Raw genomic sequence first — 17,783 nt, 5'->3', positions numbered from 1 at the left:
AAAAACCATACCAATTATCGTCTTTTGGTGGTTTAAGCGCCTTTGTATTGGCTAATTGTGATGTTGTTCAAGTTTTATTGGTTTGTTTTTGTGTTTGTGATTCCCTACCATCATTGGCATTCAACACATAACAATAAGCAATTTTTTCGGGAGTGACAGATGGGGACTCGTGATGCCATTAATAATATTATCCACCTGATAGGTGGTGCAGATAATATTAGTAAAGCCTGGCACTGTATGACGCGCTTGCGCTTCTCTTTGATTGACGAAAATAAAATTGATCAGTCTGAGATTAAAAAAATCCCTGGTGTTTTAGGGGCGCAAATTCAGAGCGATCAATTCCAGATTATTATTGGCCCGCAGGTAAACAGTTGGTACGAGCAATTGACTCAAGTGCTCGGTTCCGCCCCTGGACAAACCGCGTCAACCCAGCAAAAGAAAGCACGTAAGAGCCTGGTATCAATGTTTATGGATACGGTGTCAGGTGTGTTTGGTCCGATTGTTCCCGCGATTGCGGGGGCCGGGATGATTAAAGGCCTGCTGGCGGGGCTGATCGCACTGAAAATGGTTTCAGCGAAAAGCGACACCGTGATCGTAATAGATTTGATTGCGAGCGGTGTGTTCTACTTTTTGCCATTTTTCCTGGCGATTTCTGCCGCGCGTATCTTCAAAACCAATGAGTATCTGGCTGCTGCGGTTGCTGCATGTTTGATGTACCCGTCGCTGATTGAAGCGGCGAAGGCGCTGGCAACCCATTCACCTAATGCCGTCGATGCGTTCTATTTCCTGAACGTCGTGCCTGTTTCGGTATTTAACTACGCTTCAAGCGTTATCCCGGTTATTTTCTCGGTTCTGGCACTGAGTTACATCCATCGCTGGGTGGATAAAGTCATGCCAGATATTTTGAAAACCGTGTTTACCCCAACGCTCACCCTGTTTCTCGCCGCATTGGTCGCGCTGGTGGTGATTGGGCCGCTGGGGATTTATCTGGGCAAGGCGCTGGCGTGGTTTATCGAAGGTTTGTTTGGTGTCTCAGCAAGTTTTGCCGGTCTGGTTGTCGGTGCGATTCGTCCGGTGGCCATTTTGACGGGTATGCATCACGCGATGACGCCCATCGCCCTGCAAAACTTTACCGACCGTGGTTATGACATGCTGATGCCAATGATGTTTATGGCCAATATGGCGATTGCGGGTTCCACTTTTGCTATCTGGAAGCAGAGCAAATCACGTGAAGAGCGTGCGGTAGTTCTGCCTGCGGCGATTTCGGCTCTGCTGGGGATTACAGAACCTGCGCTGTTCGGCGTTCTGACTCGCTATAAAAAAGCGTTTATTGCCGCAACGGTGGCAAGTTCCATCGCTTCGGCATTCATCGCCTTCTTCGGTGTGCGTTTGTATGGTTATATTTTATCGAGCATTTTTAGCCTGCCTGCTTACATTGGCCCGTACTTTATCTTCGCACTACTGGGCGTGGCGCTGGCACTAGGATTATCGTTTACCATGACGACGTTGTTGGTGCGCGAAAAGGCTGAGTGATAAGGGTCCAGGAAGGGTAAACATAGCGTCACATGCCAAAGGTAAATGGCGCTATTGATTACCCACCCTAAAAAAATCAAAGGATTATGCTAACGTCGGTGTGCCAGACGGCGTACTAAACGGTCACCGACACTTTGTACTATTTGCACCATCACCACTAAAATCACCACGGTGCCGACCATGACCTGATCGTTAAATCGCTGGTAACCGTAACGGATCGCCAAATCCCCCAGTCCACCGCCGCCAATCACTCCCGCCATTGACGAAAACCCAATCAACATCACTACCGTGAGCGTGATCCCCGCCAGCAGTGCCGGTAGCGCCTCGGGTAACAACACTTTTCCGATGATATGCCAGACATTGCCACCCATCGATAAAATGGCTTCGATGCGGCCTTTGTCGACTTCATCTAATGCGTTTTCCACTACCCGCGCAAAAAACGGAAATGCGCCAATCGTAATGGGAACCACCGCCGCAGTACTGCCCAACGTGGTGCCAATAATAATGCGAGTGAATGGGATTAAGGCAATCAACAGCACAATAAACGGCAGTGAACGCCCGACATTCACCACACTGCCAATAATCTGATTAAAGACCGGCGCGGGTAGCACTCCGTCGCGACGAGTGAGAAACAGTAATACCCCAAGCGGTAAACCGATAATCACGGTAAACAGCGCCGCAAGCCCGACCATGTAAAGTGTATCGAGGGTGCCATCAAGCAGTAATGACCATAAATCCTCCCATGCTAAGCGACTTCGCATAACACTCTCCCGGATACACCAATCCGGCGTAAAAATGCTTGTTCGGCGGCGTCGCCAGGCAGCAATGCCTGACGCAGACGGGAATAGGGGGTAGCCAGCAATTCAGATAATGAACCGCTTTCAACTAGCCTGCCGTTTTCCAGTAGCGCTGCGTGATCGCAAATCGCTTTCACGACCTCCAGTTGATGAGTAATCAGCACAATCGTGACGCCCAGCTTACGGTTGATATCCATTAATAGCGCCAGCACAGAAGCGGTGGTTTCGCTGTCTAATGCGCTGGTCGCTTCGTCACAAAGCAAGACATCAGGGTGCGCGGCAAGCGCCCGAGCGATGCCGACGCGTTGCTTTTGCCCACCAGAAAGCTGTGAGGGGAAAGCCTGCGCTTTATCGCTCAGGCCGACTAACTCGAGCAGTTCTGCAATGCGTTTCTGGCGAACCTCACGCCGCTGGCCGGCGATTTCCAGCGGCACGGCAATGTTGTCAGCCACAGTGCGTGCATGAATCAGATTGAAGTGCTGGAACACCATGCCGGTGCGCTGGCGATGAGTGCGCAATTCACGGTTATCAAGCGTGGTGATATCCACTCCATTCATCAGAATACGGCCCGATGTGGGCCGTTCCAGTAAGTTTAAGCAGCGAATCAAGGTACTTTTCCCGGCGCCACTGCGCCCGAGAATGCCGTAGATTGCGCCATCCGGTACGGTTAGCGAGATATCGTCCAGTGCCGGTTGGCCTGCTCCGGCGTACACTTTGCTCAGCCGCTCGAGGGTAATCATGATTGCGGAGTGGCGACCGGGATCACTGAGCCGTTGAATTGCTGGCGAATAAATTCAGCAACCTGCGGTGATTGCAGATCTTTCGCCAACTCTTTGATTCGCGGATCATTAGCCAGGTTTGGATTGGTGACCAGAATATTGGCGTACGGATTGTGCGTCGCACTTTCTAGCCCCAGCGCATCCTTCGACGGCGTTAATCCAGCCTCCAGCGCGTAGTTGCCATTGATTACGGCCAGATCAACATCATCGAGCGAACGCGGCAGTTGTGGTGCTTCGATCTCAACGATCTTCAGCTTCTTAGGATTGCTGGCGATATCACGTGGCGTGGCTTGATTCACTGAGGCATCTTTAAACTCTGATTTCAGCGTGATAAGCCCCTTGTCCTGCAAAAGATAGAGTGCGCGACTCAAGTTGGTGACGTTGTTCGGCAGGGCAATGGTGGCGTTTTCGGGAACCGACTTCAGGTCTTTATATTTGTGTGAATAGATACCAAGCGGTTCGATATGCACGGTCGCCGCGACGGTGAATTTTTTACCCAGCGCTTTTTCCTGATCGCGCAAATAGGGGACGTGCTGGAAATAGTTAGCGTCGACATCGCCGTTCGCCAGCAATTCGTTGGCATTTACGCCGTTACTCAACTCAACTACTTTGAGCTTTAAATTCGGATCGAGCTTTTGCACAAACGCGAGGATTTCTGCATGGGGTACTGCATCAGCCGCGATGCGCAAGGTTTCTGCTGCGTGAGCGCTGAAAGCCAGAGTCAAAGACAGCGCGATCCCTGCCAGTTTAAAAGAGGCATTTTTCATGGTGTTTTCCTTTAATGTTTAAGCGATGAGTTCAGTGCTGTTACGCAAGACATCCGGGTAATAACGTTCCGCCACGTCGGGATGCGAACGTAGGCGACCTTTTAGATAATTCCATCCAACATCACGCAGTAACGGGTTGCGAGGATCACTTTCAGGCCCATGAGCGTGTTGTGCGAGTTCAGGCGGCAATGCATAAACTGGGACGACAGCGTCTAATTGAGCGCCGAGGAAAAATGCAATCGACTGGCGTTCCTGGCCCGGCGGTGGGGAAATAACCCGATGTACCGTCGCCCGTAAATAGCCATTGGTGGCAAGCTCCAGCAATTCACCGATATTCACCACAAAACTACCAGGCAGAGGGGCGGCATCTATCCAGTTATCCGGCGAGACTTCGACCTGCAAACCCTGCTGTTGGTCTTGCAACAGGAAACTCAGGAATCCTGAATCTTTATGGGCACCGACACCCTGATTGCCCTCCGTAGCCTGCAGGCCTGGATAGCGAATCAACTTGATGTGTTCGTTGGGTTTATTGCCGTACAGGTTATCGAAGCTGTTCGCTGGAAGTTCTAACGCCTGCGCAAAAGTACGCAGTAGTTTGAGTGCGACAGCGGTCATTTCGCGCTGAAATTGCAACAGGGTAGGTTTCAGAGTCGGTAACGATTCTGGCCACAGATTTGGGCCTTGTAATCGCAGCCAACCGTGCTGCGCGTCGTTGATCGGAAGTGCCGGGCGTTCAGCGCCGATATCAAACTGTTCACGCCAGTCTGGTTTGCCGCGTGTTAATTCGCTGGCGGCGCGGTTGTAACCACGAAAATGAGGGGAGTTGATCATCGCCACTTTTTGTTTTTCCTCTTCGGGCAAAGAGAAAAACAGTCGCGCTTCATTCTGAACGGCCTGTTGCAGCTCAGGGCTGACACCATGATTAATCAGGTAGAAGAAACCGATGTCACGAGCGGCATGGCGTAATTGTTTAAGAAATGCCGCACTATCGGTGGCGGTGCCATTAAGGGCTAAGAGATCGAGTATTGGCAAGGCCTGGGTCGTTGTTTGGTTCATGATGAACTCCGCTTAAGACAAATAATTTCCAGACGAATTCTGATTTTTTGGCACAACAACATTTGCCTCGACAACAACAGCGCTGATTCATGGTTTATCCCTTTCTGGAATGAAGATGTGTTCGTGGAAATGACATTGCCGCAAGCCTGTCTCGCCGCCCAATATTGTTATCTTCTAAGTTATGGCGAGTTGGGGTTCTAAGCATTTGCAGAATCTGGATATCGACGCCAGGGAGGGTTTTGTTGGCAAACGGGCTTGCAATTTTCCCGTTCACTCTTTATTTTATTGTTATGTTATAACATTTAAATGAGAGCAAAGGTTATGCAGGTTCTGAATTCATTACGCAATGCAAAGCAGCGTCATCCGGATTGCCAGATTGTAAAACGCAAAGGACGGCTGTATGTGATTTGCAAAAGTAATCCGCGATTTAAAGCGGTGCAGGGCGGGAAGAAGCGACGTTAAGACAAGGGGCTTAAGCCCCTTTCTATACAACTCGGGAAGGTTAAGAACGCTCGAGTGAGAAGATATCGTAAAAAGAGAGTTCGCCTTTCGTGGCAACCATTTTATGCAGTAGCGATTTTTGTTGTTCGTCAACACCAGGGGAATGCAGGATTTTATCAATCAACGTCGATGGGACGTTGCGCGTGTTGTACCACTCGCCGTTGTAGCAAACGCGTAAATCAAGCACATCAATATCGTCGTAGCGATAGCGGGGGTTCACATCAAAAAAGAAGAAGCCATTCAGTAGTGCAAACAGGACCACCAGTAACCAGACCGAGCCTGCCAGGGTGTCCGACTCCAGCATCACCCACAGTGTGGCAAACCAACCTACCCACATACCGATAAACAGGCCCGGATGTTTGCGAATGAAGCTGATGCTAAAACGTGGACGGTTGTCGCGTTTTTCATCGGTATTAAGTTGCTCGATAGTATCGGTGAGCAGGCGCTGAATTTCGGTCATTATGGGCCTTCTGAACGGAAACACGACAGGCAGAGAACAGCTATTCTAAGAAGCCCTGTAAGGGTAAAAAAGTAACAGTTATGCCAAAAAAAACCATAACAGTTACGGGCTGACGACAGGAACCATTTTAATCACACGCGCTGGGTTTCCTGCCACCACAGCATTGGCTGGAATATCTTTCGTGACCACTGAGCCTGAGCCAATCACTACGTTATCGCCGATGGTGACACCGGGATTGATGACCGCGCGTCCGCCAATCCAGACGTTATCGCCAATCGTGACGGGCTTGCCAAACTCAACGCCACTGTTGCGTGTTTCTGCATCCAGCGGATGGGTTGCAGTATAGATATGAACACCAGGCGCCAGCATGCAGTTTTCGCCAATGTGAACCGGACAAACATCAAGAATGACGCAGTCAAAATTGGCGTAGAAGTTTTTGCCGAGAAAAATATTGTAGCCATAATCACAGCGAAACGACGGCTCAATATATGCATTAAGACTTTGACCGAGAAGTTGCCCCAGCAATTCTGCACGAACCGCCTGTTCATCCGGCGCGGTGTGATTAAAGCGATGAATCAAGTGGCGAGCTTTGATGCGGTCATCACGAAGTTGTTGGCAATCAGGGCGATAAAGCTCGCCTGCAATCATTTTCCGTTTTTCTTCACTCATAGTGATGCCTTTAATCAATAGACAGAACAGGCGTTACCGTAAGCGATTCGCTTGTGATTAATAAAAGCGTTGTTTCTTTTTGTGATTTTAATCACACAGTTAATGTGTGTTCGACAATCACAGAGAATGAACTGCGACAGACGTATGCAACCGCTGGGCTTACTGATGTACCGACGACCATCGTGTGTCACGCACGACAACGCAATCCAGCGAATAAAGCGAGTCAACCGCAATATGAGTTAAATTGGGTTATAGCATCCGTGTCCTAAGGCTACAGCAGCATTCGGTTTAAATCTTGAACGTAATAACATTTACGAAGTATTAGCGGATAAATTTCCATACAGAAGGTGGTATTTTATCGTAAAGCTTATTCATAGTGAGTTCAGCGAGTCGATGGTCAGCAGCTGAATAAAATACCGCCAGTTCATTATCTGATAATTCGTATTTATTTTTTTCAATTACACGTTCTAAGGTATCAATTGTTTGGCAGCGTCGCAGGCGCATCAAATAATCGGTCTTAGTTAATGGTTTAGTTGTCATGAAATCACCTTATACATCTTGTAATATTTTTAAAAGGAGAGACTTACAGGGTTAGCGCGGCTCTCTGTGACGAAACATCGGAATAATCGATTCCCGGACTTACGCCATTTCTGCAAGTCTTGTGCGTTGATGCCGTAGTTGCTGAATAGCATAAATGTATCGTCCAAATATTCGTCAATTTGTTCAATCAATTTACTCTCATCATCGTACTTAATTTTGTAATTAAGTGCGAAGGCAGCTATGTGCTCAATCAATTCATTCAACTGCAAGTTAATGGCCGAAGTAGGATCATTAACCCAACCATGATTACTCTCGCCAAGGTTGGTAAGGCAGTCATGATACAGGTTTTCGCAGAGAAATTTAAGCTGCGCAATATCATGCCGTTTTGGTGAGTATTCGTCCATAATGCAGCCCCTTTTATCGAAGAAATTTGATAAACACTACGCGTTGGGGTGGACACACCTGGATGAGGTGGGGATCAATAACAACGATTATTCCATATACTTTCACTATAAATCAATCCGCGGTAGATTTCCTTTCACTATTACGAAAAATTACATTTGTATCAAACCGGTTTACGCTAACGTAATGTTTATAAAGACTTTCACACTTTTTATAAGCATTGTCTTTTAAAACACATTTTATAGGTCATTAAAAAATAACTTTATTTTCAATGGGTTGTCTTGATGCTGCTGCAATGCTTTGTGGATGATCATAAATAAATAACAGGATAAGAATATTCCTAATAAAAAAGCATGAATCTCTACTTGCAAACTCACCACTTAGTTTAAGAAATATTTTGTCATGATATTCGAGAGAGATATCATCTGAATCGCAACATTTTGAAACTTTTAGCAGAGAAAGTAAGCCGCTTTCACTATTTAATAATACGACAAATTAGGTGAGCAGATATAAAAAAGGCCGCTTGCGCGGCCTTTTATTTACAGTTCAGAACTTACTTGTGATGCTCAATCGGGTGAGCGTGCTCAAGGTCTTCACTCTTACGACTGAAGCGACGGCGCACAACCACGAAGAACACCGGTACGAAGAAGATAGCCAGGACAGTTGCAGTCACCATCCCGCCCATTACGCCCGTACCTACGGCGTTCTGCGCACCGGAGCCAGCACCGGAGCTGATTACCAGCGGCATTACCCCGAGGATAAACGCCAGTGATGTCATCAGAATCGGACGCAGACGCATACGAACGGCTTCGAGCGTAGCTTCAATCAAGCCTTTGCCTTCTTTCTCCATTAAGTCTTTGGCGAATTCCACGATAAGTATCGCGTTCTTCGCCGACAAGCCAATGGTTGTCAGCAGGCCTACCTGGAAGTACACGTCGTTGGTCAGCCCACGTAAGGTCGCGGCAAGTAACGCACCGACAACACCCAATGGAACAACCAGCATGACCGAGAACGGAATTGACCAGCTCTCATACAATGCTGCCAGACACAGGAATACAACTATCAAGGAAATGGCATACAGGGCAGGGGCCTGGTTACCAGACAGACGTTCCTGATATGACATACCCGTCCAGTCATAACCGATACCGGTTGGCAGTTTGCTGGCCAATTCTTCCATCATGTTCATCGCTTCACCGGTACTCTTACCCGGTGCAGCCTGACCAAGGATTTCCATGGAAGGCAAGCCGTTGTAACGTTCCAGACGTGGTGAACCGTATTCCCAATGCGCAGTAGAGAACGCAGAGAATGGCACCATCTGACCGGTAGAACCGCGTACATACCAGTTGTTGATATCGCTTGGCAGCATACGGAATGGTGCATCAGCCATCAGGTAAACTTTCTTCACACGACCACGGTCGATGAAGTCGTTCACGTAGCTACCACCCCATGCAGCACCCAATGTGGTGTTGATATCGCTGATAGACACACCCAATGCTTGCGCTTTTTCCTGGTCGATATCGACTTTAAACTGCGGCGTATCTTCCAGACCGTTTGGACGCACACCCACTAACAGGTCAGGGTGTTTAGCAACTTCACCAAACAATTGGTTACGCGCCTGAGTCAGTTTTTCGTGTCCAAGGTTAGCCTGGTCAATCAACTGGAAGTCGAAGCCCGTTGCTGTACCCAGTTCCACGATAGCTGGCAGGTTAAATGCGAATACGATGGCATCCTGGATTTTTGAGAACTGGGCACTGGCGCGAGCAGCAATCGCCGGAACCTTGTTCTCTTCACCTGGACGTTCATCCCAATCTTTCAAGGATACGAATGCCAGACCGGTGTTCTGTCCCTGACCAGAGAAGCCAAAGCCGTTAACGGTAAATACGGAGTTAACGTTGTCTTTCTCTTTTTCCAGGTAGTACTTGCTCACGTCATCAAGAACGGCTTGTGTACGCTCTTGTGTCGCACCCGCAGGCAACTGAGCCATGGTCAGGAATACACCCTGGTCTTCATCTGGCAAGAAGGAGCTTGGCAGACGAATAAACAGGAGAGCCATACCCACCACAATCAACAGATACAACACCAGGTAACGACCCGTGCTACGCAAAATGTTACCGACGCTGTCGGTATAATGATGCGTGCTCTTATCGAACATGTTGTTAAACCAGCCGAAGAAGCCTTTCTTCTCGTGGTGTTCGCCTTTAGCAATCGGTTTAAGCAAGGTGGCGCAGAGTGCTGGTGTCAGAATCATTGCTACCAGAACAGAAAGCACCATTGCCGATACGATGGTAATAGAGAACTGACGATAGATTGCCCCTGTAGAACCGCCGAAGAATGCCATCGGTATAAATACCGCTGACAGTACCATCGCGATCCCGACCAGAGCGCCCTGAATCTGCTCCATTGATTTGCGTGTGGCTTCTTTCGGTGGCAATCCTTCTTCCACCATCACACGCTCAACGTTTTCTACTACCACGATGGCGTCATCAACCAACAGGCCTATCGCAAGCACCATCCCGAACATCGTTAGGGTGTTTATCGAATAGCCAAAGACGGCAAGGATAGCGAACGTCCCCAGCAATACCACCGGCACGGCAATCGTTGGAATCAATGTGGCGCGGAAGTTCTGCAAGAACAGATACATTACCAGGAACACCAGCACGATTGCTTCAACGAGGGTTTTTACTACCTCTTTGATAGAGATTTTAACGAATGGCGTGGTGTCATATGGATAAACCACTTTCAGACCCGCCGGGAAGTACGGTTGCAGTTTTTCAACTGTGGCACGTACCGCGTTAGCAGTATCCAGGGCGTTAGCACCGGTTGCCAGTTTAATACCTAAACCAGATGCGGGCTGGCCGTTGTAACGTGCGACAACGTTATAGTTCTCGCCGCCCAACTCAACTTTTGCCACATCTTTAAGCAGAACACGTGAGCCATCTTGATTCACTTTCAGCAAAATTTTGCTGAACTCATCGGCAGATTTCAAACGGGTCTGAGCAATTATTGAGGCGTTAAGTTGCTGACCTTTAACCGGTGGAGTACCACCTAACTGACCTGCTGCTACCTGGGCGTTCTGCGCTTTAATAGCATTAATAATATCGACCGGGGTGAGCTGGTAGTTATTCAGTTTGTTCGGGTCCATCCAGATACGCATCGCGTACTGAGCACCAAACAGCTGAACATCACCGACACCACGAGTACGGCTGATAGGGTCTTTAATGGTCGCGCCAACGTAGTCCGAAATATCTTCCTGTGTCATGGAGCCATCGGTGTTGATCATACCGAGAACCATCAGGAAGCTACTGGAGGACTTCTCAACGCTAACACCTTGCTGCTGTACTTCTTGAGGAAGCAGCGGCATCGCAAGTTGCAATTTGTTCTGAACCTGAACCTGTGCGATATCCGCGTCAGTACCAGAGTCAAAAGTAATGGTAATAGTTACAGAACCAGAGGAATCACTGGAAGAGGACATGTACAGCAGGTTGTCGATACCGTTCATGTTCTGTTCGATAACCTGTGTAACGGTATCCTGTACCGTTTTCGCATCCGCACCTGGATAGTTTGCTGAGATCGAAATCGCTGGTGGCGCAATGGTTGGATATTGCGCGATTGGCAATTTCATGATCGCAAGCCCGCCCGCCAACATAATAATGATGGCGATTACCCAGGCAAAAATCGGGCGATCGATAAAAAACTTAGCCATGTCTTAACGTCTCCTGTTTAAGTTAAGACTTCGTTTGTTCAGTCTGAGCGCCAGCGGCTACTTGATCCTGGCTTTTATCTTCTGCCGCTATTTCCTGCGCTTTTACCTGAACACCGGGTTTAACTTTTTGTAAACCGGTCACAATAACGCGATCGCCATCCTGCAACCCATTGGTTACCAGCCATTTATCGCCGATAGCCTGTGTTGCTGTAATATTACGGACTTCAACTTTGTCATCTTTGCCAATCACCATCGCAGAAGCATCGCCACGTGGTGTACGAGTGACACCTTGTTGTGGAACGAGCAGTGCGTTTGGATTGGTCCCTTCTTCCAGCTGTGCGCGGACAAACATGCCCGGAAGCAGCGTTTTATCTGGGTTAGGGAAGATGGCACGCAGTGTGATCGAGCCGGTGCTCTGGTCAACGGTGACGTCAGAAAACTCTAAAGAACCTTCTTGTGGGAACGCAACACCGTCGTTTGTGACTAACTTCACTTTGGCTTTGCCGTTTTCTTGCTTCAGTTTTCCGTCAGCCAACTCTTGCTTAAGGCGCAAGAAATCGTTGCTTGATTGGGTCACATCCACATAAATCGGGTCGAGCTGTTGTACGGTAGCCATTGCAGTTGCCTGACCGCTAGTGACCAGCGCGCCTTCAGTAACATCAGATTTACCAATGCGGCCACTGATCGGAGAGGTCACTTTGGTATAAGCCAGATTAATACGAGCCGTTTCAACAGCGGCTTTAGCGGCAACGACAGAAGCATTTGCCTGTTGAGAATCGGCAAGCGCGGTGTCGTAGTCTTGTTGACTGATGTACTTAGTGCCCAACAGTTTCTGATAACGCTTCAACGTCAGCTGCGCAATATTTGCACTTGCTTGAGCTTTCGCGAGGTCACCTTTGGCGCTGTCATATGCGGCCTGATAAGTCGCAGGGTCGATTTGGTACAGCGAAACGCCAGCTTTAATTTCACTCCCTTCTTCAAAGTTGCGTTTCAGAATGATGCCACTGACCTGTGGGCGAACTTCTGCAATACGATAAGCACTGGTACGGCCCGGAAGCTCAGTAGTTATCTGCAAAGGAGCACTTTTCAGAGTGACGACACCCACTTCTGGGGTATGCGGCGCACTCTTTTGTGCTTCTTTGTCATTACATCCTGTAAGCACTAAGCTGCCTGAAAGCATCAGAACGGCCGCCAGAGGCGTAAACCCTCTGTTTTTGTTCATATGTAAACCTCGAGTGTCCGATTTCAAAGTTGTTCAATGGATCAAATGTCCACAAACCCATTGCTGCGTTTATATTATCGTCGTGCTATGGTACATACATTCACAAATGTATGTAAATCCAACCACCTTACTTTCCCCATTTATGGCACGAAAAACCAAACAACAAGCGCTTGCAACTCGCCAACATCTTCTCGATGTGGCAATTCGCTTGTTTTCTCAACACGGTGTGTCCTCAACTTCGCTGGCTGATATTGCTAAAGCGGCCGGTGTTACCCGTGGTGCAATCTATTGGCATTTCAAAAATAAGTCGGATTTGTTTAATGAAATCTGGGAGCTAACTGAATCCAGTATTGGTGATTTAGAGACTGAGTATCAGGCAAAATTTCCTGACGATCCACTTTCTGTTGTAAGAGAGTTATTAATTTACATATTGCAAGCAACTGTCGCTGATGAGCGTCGCCGCTTAATGACAGAAATCATCTTCCACAAATGCGAATTTGTTGGAGAACTGGCGGTGTTACAACAGGCCAGACGCGAATTTTATCTGGAGGGAAAGGAGCGAATTGAAAATTCGTTGCAGCGTTGTATTGATGCAGAAATGTTACCAGCCGATTTGCGGATTCACCTTGCCGTTATTTTGATGCGCAGTTATATCACTGGGCTCATCGAAAACTGGCTGCTTGCGCCAGATAGCTTTGATTTACACGGTCAGGCAGAAGACTACGTTGCTATTTTGATAGAAATGCTTCAAACCTGTCCAACCCTTCGTACTACCCCACATTAAAATTATGCTTATTAGGGCAATTCCGAAGCGAGTTGACCAAGGATTTTCTGAAAAGTCGTGCTAATCTGAACGCTCGTATTTCGTCTTTAACTCGCCATCCATTCGGCCTGTTCTAAAACACTGTCAAACTATGCCGCAACTCTTGTGTTCACTGTATTCACGTCGCATACCAGCACGGTTTTTATTTATCGCGTTTATTAGCCTGTTTTGTCTGCTGGCGCAGCCAGTTTGGGCGAAAAATAATAATAACGATCTCCCGAGCCGCGATGAAATTCAAAACCAGCTGACCGCGCTTAATAAGCAAAAGACGCTGTCACCTAATGACAAACTGACACAACAAGATCTCAATGAAACGCTTGAGGTTTTGGACAAAATTGACCGGATCAAGGATGAAGCGGCAAAACTCCATCAGCAGATCAGTGAAGCGCCAAAAACGCTGCGCAAAGCAACGGATGCTCTAAACGAACTCAAAAATCAGCGAGAAGACCAGGCCAATGAAGAGGCTGAAATTGAAGCGCTGAGTTTGCGCCAGCTCGAGTCTCGTCTGAATGACTTGATGACGGATTTACAGAATTCACAAAGCGATTTAGCCACCTGGAATAGCCAACTGATTTCACTGCAAACGCAACCAGAGCGCGTGCAGAATGCGATGATGGCTGCTTCGGCTCAGCTTGAGGCAATCCGTAATCGCCTGAATGGAGTCACGCCTGGTGCTGCGGAATTGCGTCCAAGCCAGCAAACATTGTTACTGGCGCAGCAGGCGTTACTGAACGCGCAACTGGACCAGCAGCGCGACAGCCTGAAAGGCAACACGCTGTTGCAAGATACTCTGCAAAAACAGCGTGATTACACCAACGCCCATATCAACCAGATGGAACACACGCTGCAACTGTTGCAAAAAGCCGTCAGCAGCAAGCGCCTGACGCTGACCCAGCAGACTGCGCAGGAAGCCATCGACTCGGAAGATACCGTTAAAATTCAGCAGAATCCGTTGGTGAAACAAGAGCTGGATATTAACCACCAGTTAAGCCAACGCCTGATAGACGCCACTCAACATGCTAATGAGATGGTGCCGCCGAGCATCCGCATCAAAAACACGTTGGATCGTGCACTGCAATCAGAACGCAATTTGAAAGAGCAAATTGCAGTCCTGAAAGGCAGTTTGCTGTTATCGCGCATTCTCTATCAGCAGCAACAGCAGAACATGCCTTCAGCGGAAGACACAGAAGACCTGACCAATCGTATTGCGGATATTCGCCTCGAGCAGTTTGATGTCAATCAGCAGCGTGATGCACTGTTCCAGCCTGATGACTTAGTGGCGAAAATAGAAGAAGGGCACACCACTGACGTCACGCCTGATGTCCACGACGCGCTTTTGCAAATTCTGGATACTCGCCGTGAATTGCTGGATCAGTTGAATAAGCAGCTCGGCATGCAATTAATGCTGGCCATCAACCTGCAGAATAATAAGCAGCAACTGCAAAACGTGACGAAATCGCTGGACCAAATTCTGACCGAGCAGATTTTTTGGGTCACCAGTAACAAACCGATGGATTGGGACTGGCTGAAATCGTTGCCTTCTTCGTTACGCGATCAGTTTAAAAATGCCCATCTCAATATTAAAGGGCCGGAAAGCTCGCTAAAAATACTCACCATTCTGCTGCTGATGGTTCCAACACTGTTGCTGGCCGGTGTTATTCGCTGGCGTTTTAAAGCCATTGATCGCTATTTGGAAAAGCAGGCAAGTCGGGTTGGGCAACTGCGTAACGACAGCCAAATGCTAACGCCGAAAGCCATAGCGTTGACGCTGGTGAAAGTCTTACCCGGCGCGTTGATTATCTATGCCATCGGCTTAGGGTTTGCCGGAATAGATATGAACATCAGCGAAACCATGCTGGCATTCTGTAAACAGCTTTCTCTGTCCTGGCTGGTCTTTGGCCTGACGTACCAGGTGCTTTCGACCAACGGCGTTGCTGTCAGCCACTTTAATATGTCGCCACAGCAGTGCAGCCATTATCGCCGCCAATTGGTGCGAATCGGTTGTGCACTGTTGCCGCTGTTATTCTGGTCGGTGCTGGGTGAACGTTCTCCGTTGCATTTGGTTGAAGATGCGCTGGGTCAGCTTATTATTTTCTTCAACTTGTTGCTCATCACTGCATTGGTCTTCCCGATGTGTCGTGAAAACTGGCGCAACAAAAACAACCACACCATGCAGTTGTTTACCGTCACGGTGATGGGCGTGGTGCCTGTGGTGTTGATGGTGCTGACAGCGATGGGCTATTTCTATACGACTTTGCGCCTTGCGGGACGTTGGATAGAAACCATCTATCTGGTTCTCATCTGGAACCTGGTTTACCAAACTGTACTGCGCGGGCTGAGTGTAACGGCGCGTCGTATGGCGTATCGCCGCGCTGTGTTGCGCCGCGAAAATCTGGTGAAAGAAGGGGCTGAAGGTGGCGAGCCGGTAGAAGAGCCACCGTTGGCGCTTGATCAGATCAACCAACAAACCATGCGCCTTGCCATTATTGCTCTGTTCGCATTGTTTGCGCTCTTCTTCTACACCATTTGGTCAGATTTGTTTGGGGTATTCGGTTATCTCGATAGCATCCAGCTGTGGAGCTATAACGGCACGGAAGCGGGTGCTGCGGTGGTGAAAAACGTCACCATGGGCAGCTTGTTATTTGCGGTGATTGCTTTCGCTATCGCCTGGGTGTTGATTCGCAACTTACCCGGTTTGCTGGAAGTACTGGTGCTTTCACGCCTGCAAATGCGTCAGGGCGCTTCATACGCCATTACCACCATTCTTAACTACGTGATTATTGCTGTTGGCGCGATGACCATTTTTGGCTCGCTCGGTGTGTCGTGGGATAAATTGCAATGGTTGGCGGCAGCGTTATCGGTCGGTCTGGGTTTCGGTTTGCAGGAGATATTCGGTAACTTCGTTTCCGGCCTGATTATTCTGTTCGAACGCCCGGTGCGTATCGGCGATACGGTGACCATCGGTACCTTCTCGGGAAGTGTCAGCAAAATTCGTATTCGTGCCACCACGATAACTGACTTCGATCGCAAGGAAGTGATCATCCCGAACAAAGCGTTTGTTACGGAGCGATTGATCAACTGGTCGCTGACCGACACCATTACGCGAGTGGTTATCCGCCTTGGCGTCGCTTACGGCTCCGATCTGGATAAAGTGCGTGAAATCTTACTCAAAGCGGCGCATGACCATCCGAAAGTGATGCACGATCCTGAGCCGACGGTATTCTTCACCACCTTCGGGGCAAGCACATTGGATCATGAATTACGCTTGTACGTGCGTGAGTTGCGCGATCGCAGCTATACCGTTGATGAGCTGAACCGGACCATCGATCGCCTGTGTCGCGAAAATGACATTAACATCGCCTTCAACCAACTCGAAGTTCATCTGCGTAATGAAAAAGGGGATGAATTGACCGAAGTGAAACGCCACAACAATGGCAAAACGAACGGCGGCGACATCGTTCCGGTACAGTAAAATCAGCGGGAAGCGTTCTCTTCCCGCTTACGTAAAAAATCCTGACGGACAATCTCAAGCGCCGCAAGCGCGGTTTCCGTCGGGATTTCATGTTGTTCCAGTAGCATGATCAAATCGACAGCCAGTTTCACTTCATCGGGTGCATTTTCCAACGACATTTAATTAATCCGTAATTTGCGAAATAAAAAGAGAAATAACAGCGATCCGGCAAATGCAGCTAACAGTGCGCGCAGATCAAGCGTTGCCAGAGTACCCATATTAAAAGCAGTACAAATGTAGCCACCGATAAGTGCCCCCGCAGTGGTTGTCACGATAGCAACCGCAAACACGCCGCTTCTTGCCGGGAACAACACTTTCATCACCACCGCGACCAGAACACCCGTCACCAACCAGGCAAGTAGTCCCATGGCTCTCCCCCCGTACAGCAAACCCATAATAAGTATAGTTAGCTTAGCCCACGTTCCCGTCGTTCAATCGCACGTTCGATACGCGCAATGGCCTGGCGGCAGCGTTGCAGGCGGCCTTCAAGGGCGGCGAGCTCTTTTTGCAGTTTTTGCTGTCCAGCGAGAGTGGCTTGAATAGAAAGCTGGCTTTCACGATCGCTAATCATACTTTGCAGGCGGCGTTCGTAATCCTGATGCGTGGAGAGTTTCTCATACAGGTTTTCGACAACCGGCGGCTGGGGATCGTTTTTACGCATCTGCAAGGTCGCTAGTTCACGCTGCAATGCGGCAATTTGCGCCACCAGTTTTTCGGCAAGGTACGCAACTTGATCCGCTTTGCCGACTTTCACGCTAAGCTGTAACTGTGCGTGATTTGCCTGAACTTCGGTCAGATAATCTTTTAGTTGCGTACTGTGAGTGGAAAACAGTTTACGATCAAAGCGTGCTTGCGAGGCGCGTTGCAACGAAATGGGCGCAATGGCCTGCGCGAGTTCCGCGACGCGAATATCCAAAGCTTGTAACAGCGCAGCGGTTTTCACAAAATGACTCTCCAATACGACTCATATTTATACCCTAAATAATTCAAGTTGCAGGACTAAAACGCCAGTGCGTTTTT

At 48.7% G+C, this 17,783-nt stretch carries 17 protein-coding genes; 4 read left to right on the top strand and 13 right to left on the bottom strand.

The window, feature by feature from the left end; translation table 11 throughout:
• The first annotated feature begins 159 nt into the window (after positions 1-159).
• Positions 160-1,533: a PTS transporter subunit EIIC gene (locus BSPA111_RS11585; RefSeq protein ID WP_183271298.1), complete on the top strand. Its 1,374-nt coding sequence runs from the start codon at positions 160-162 to the stop codon at positions 1,531-1,533.
• Positions 1,534-1,622: 89 nt separating this feature from the next.
• Here BSPA111_RS11585 and BSPA111_RS11580 read toward each other — a convergent pair whose 3' ends face one another.
• The 4 genes from BSPA111_RS11580 to BSPA111_RS11565 are packed head-to-tail and all read right to left on the bottom strand — an operon-like array spanning position 1,623 to position 4,932.
• A complete protein-coding gene (locus BSPA111_RS11580; RefSeq protein ID WP_183271297.1) occupies positions 1,623-2,294 on the bottom strand; it encodes a methionine ABC transporter permease in 672 nt (223 codons plus the stop codon).
• Entirely contained in the window at positions 2,279-3,070 is a 792-nt protein-coding gene (locus BSPA111_RS11575; protein ID WP_183271296.1) for a methionine ABC transporter ATP-binding protein, read from the bottom strand. Before BSPA111_RS11575 ends, BSPA111_RS11580 begins: the two co-directional genes overlap by 16 nt.
• Positions 3,067-3,876: a MetQ/NlpA family ABC transporter substrate-binding protein gene (locus tag BSPA111_RS11570; RefSeq protein WP_183271295.1), complete on the bottom strand. Its 810-nt coding sequence runs from the start codon at positions 3,874-3,876 to the stop codon at positions 3,067-3,069. The genes BSPA111_RS11575 and BSPA111_RS11570 overlap by 4 nt, the downstream gene beginning before the upstream one ends.
• 18 nt (positions 3,877-3,894) lie before the next feature.
• On the bottom strand, positions 3,895-4,932 hold the full coding sequence (locus BSPA111_RS11565) for an isopenicillin N synthase family oxygenase (protein WP_183271294.1): 1,038 nt from the start codon (positions 4,930-4,932) through the stop codon (positions 3,895-3,897).
• Between the two features lie 321 nt (positions 4,933-5,253).
• Between BSPA111_RS11565 and ykgO the strand changes: the two genes are divergently transcribed.
• Positions 5,254-5,394, top strand: a complete 141-nt coding sequence (gene ykgO / locus BSPA111_RS11560; RefSeq protein WP_183271293.1) for a type B 50S ribosomal protein L36 — start codon at positions 5,254-5,256, stop codon at positions 5,392-5,394.
• 40 nt (positions 5,395-5,434) lie between these two features.
• Here ykgO and BSPA111_RS11555 read toward each other — a convergent pair whose 3' ends face one another.
• From BSPA111_RS11555 to acrA, 6 genes are all read right to left on the bottom strand, one after another.
• Positions 5,435-5,893: a YlaC family protein gene (locus BSPA111_RS11555; protein ID WP_183271292.1), complete on the bottom strand. Its 459-nt coding sequence runs from the start codon at positions 5,891-5,893 to the stop codon at positions 5,435-5,437.
• Positions 5,894-5,995: 102 nt separating this feature from the next.
• The gene (gene maa, locus BSPA111_RS11550; RefSeq protein WP_183271291.1) at positions 5,996-6,562 is read right to left on the bottom strand and encodes a maltose O-acetyltransferase; all 567 of its coding nucleotides are present in this window, start codon (positions 6,560-6,562) and stop codon (positions 5,996-5,998) included.
• A gap of 321 nt (positions 6,563-6,883) precedes the next feature.
• Positions 6,884-7,102, bottom strand: coding sequence for an HHA domain-containing protein (locus BSPA111_RS11545; protein WP_121265420.1), 219 nt, complete (start codon positions 7,100-7,102; stop codon positions 6,884-6,886).
• Between the two features lie 29 nt (positions 7,103-7,131).
• Positions 7,132-7,506, bottom strand: coding sequence for an Hha toxicity modulator TomB (gene tomB, locus BSPA111_RS11540; RefSeq protein WP_034458068.1), 375 nt, complete (start codon positions 7,504-7,506; stop codon positions 7,132-7,134).
• A gap of 551 nt (positions 7,507-8,057) precedes the next feature.
• Positions 8,058-11,207, bottom strand: coding sequence for a multidrug efflux RND transporter permease subunit AcrB (gene acrB, locus BSPA111_RS11535; protein ID WP_183271290.1), 3,150 nt, complete (start codon positions 11,205-11,207; stop codon positions 8,058-8,060).
• Positions 11,208-11,229: 22 nt separating this feature from the next.
• A complete protein-coding gene (acrA, locus tag BSPA111_RS11530) occupies positions 11,230-12,429 on the bottom strand; it encodes a multidrug efflux RND transporter periplasmic adaptor subunit AcrA (RefSeq protein ID WP_183271289.1) in 1,200 nt (399 codons plus the stop codon).
• A gap of 142 nt (positions 12,430-12,571) precedes the next feature.
• On the opposite strand from acrA, the gene acrR reads away from it, so the two are divergent.
• Entirely contained in the window at positions 12,572-13,213 is a 642-nt protein-coding gene (acrR, locus tag BSPA111_RS11525) for a multidrug efflux transporter transcriptional repressor AcrR (protein WP_183271449.1), read from the top strand.
• 130 nt (positions 13,214-13,343) lie between these two features.
• On the top strand, positions 13,344-16,724 hold the full coding sequence (gene mscK / locus BSPA111_RS11520; protein WP_183271288.1) for a mechanosensitive channel MscK: 3,381 nt from the start codon (positions 13,344-13,346) through the stop codon (positions 16,722-16,724).
• A gap of 2 nt (positions 16,725-16,726) precedes the next feature.
• Here the strand turns inward: mscK and rsmS are convergent, their stop codons facing one another.
• The 3 genes from rsmS to priC are packed head-to-tail and all read right to left on the bottom strand — an operon-like array spanning position 16,727 to position 17,706.
• Positions 16,727-16,882: a pleiotropic regulatory protein RsmS gene (gene rsmS, locus BSPA111_RS11515; RefSeq protein ID WP_183271287.1), complete on the bottom strand. Its 156-nt coding sequence runs from the start codon at positions 16,880-16,882 to the stop codon at positions 16,727-16,729.
• Complete coding sequence (locus tag BSPA111_RS11510; RefSeq protein ID WP_183271286.1) at positions 16,883-17,131, bottom strand: hypothetical protein; 249 nt, start codon at positions 17,129-17,131, stop codon at positions 16,883-16,885.
• Positions 17,132-17,169: 38 nt separating this feature from the next.
• On the bottom strand, positions 17,170-17,706 hold the full coding sequence (gene priC / locus BSPA111_RS11505) for a primosomal replication protein PriC (protein WP_183271285.1): 537 nt from the start codon (positions 17,704-17,706) through the stop codon (positions 17,170-17,172).
• Positions 17,707-17,783: the final 77 nt, after the last annotated feature.

It is taken from the genome of Buttiauxella sp. A111, from assembly GCF_014189855.1.
GTDB lineage: Bacteria > Pseudomonadota > Gammaproteobacteria > Enterobacterales > Enterobacteriaceae > Buttiauxella > Buttiauxella selenatireducens.
The sequence above is the reverse complement of the archived record's forward strand: the minus strand, read 5'-3'. Positions and strand labels throughout refer to the sequence as shown.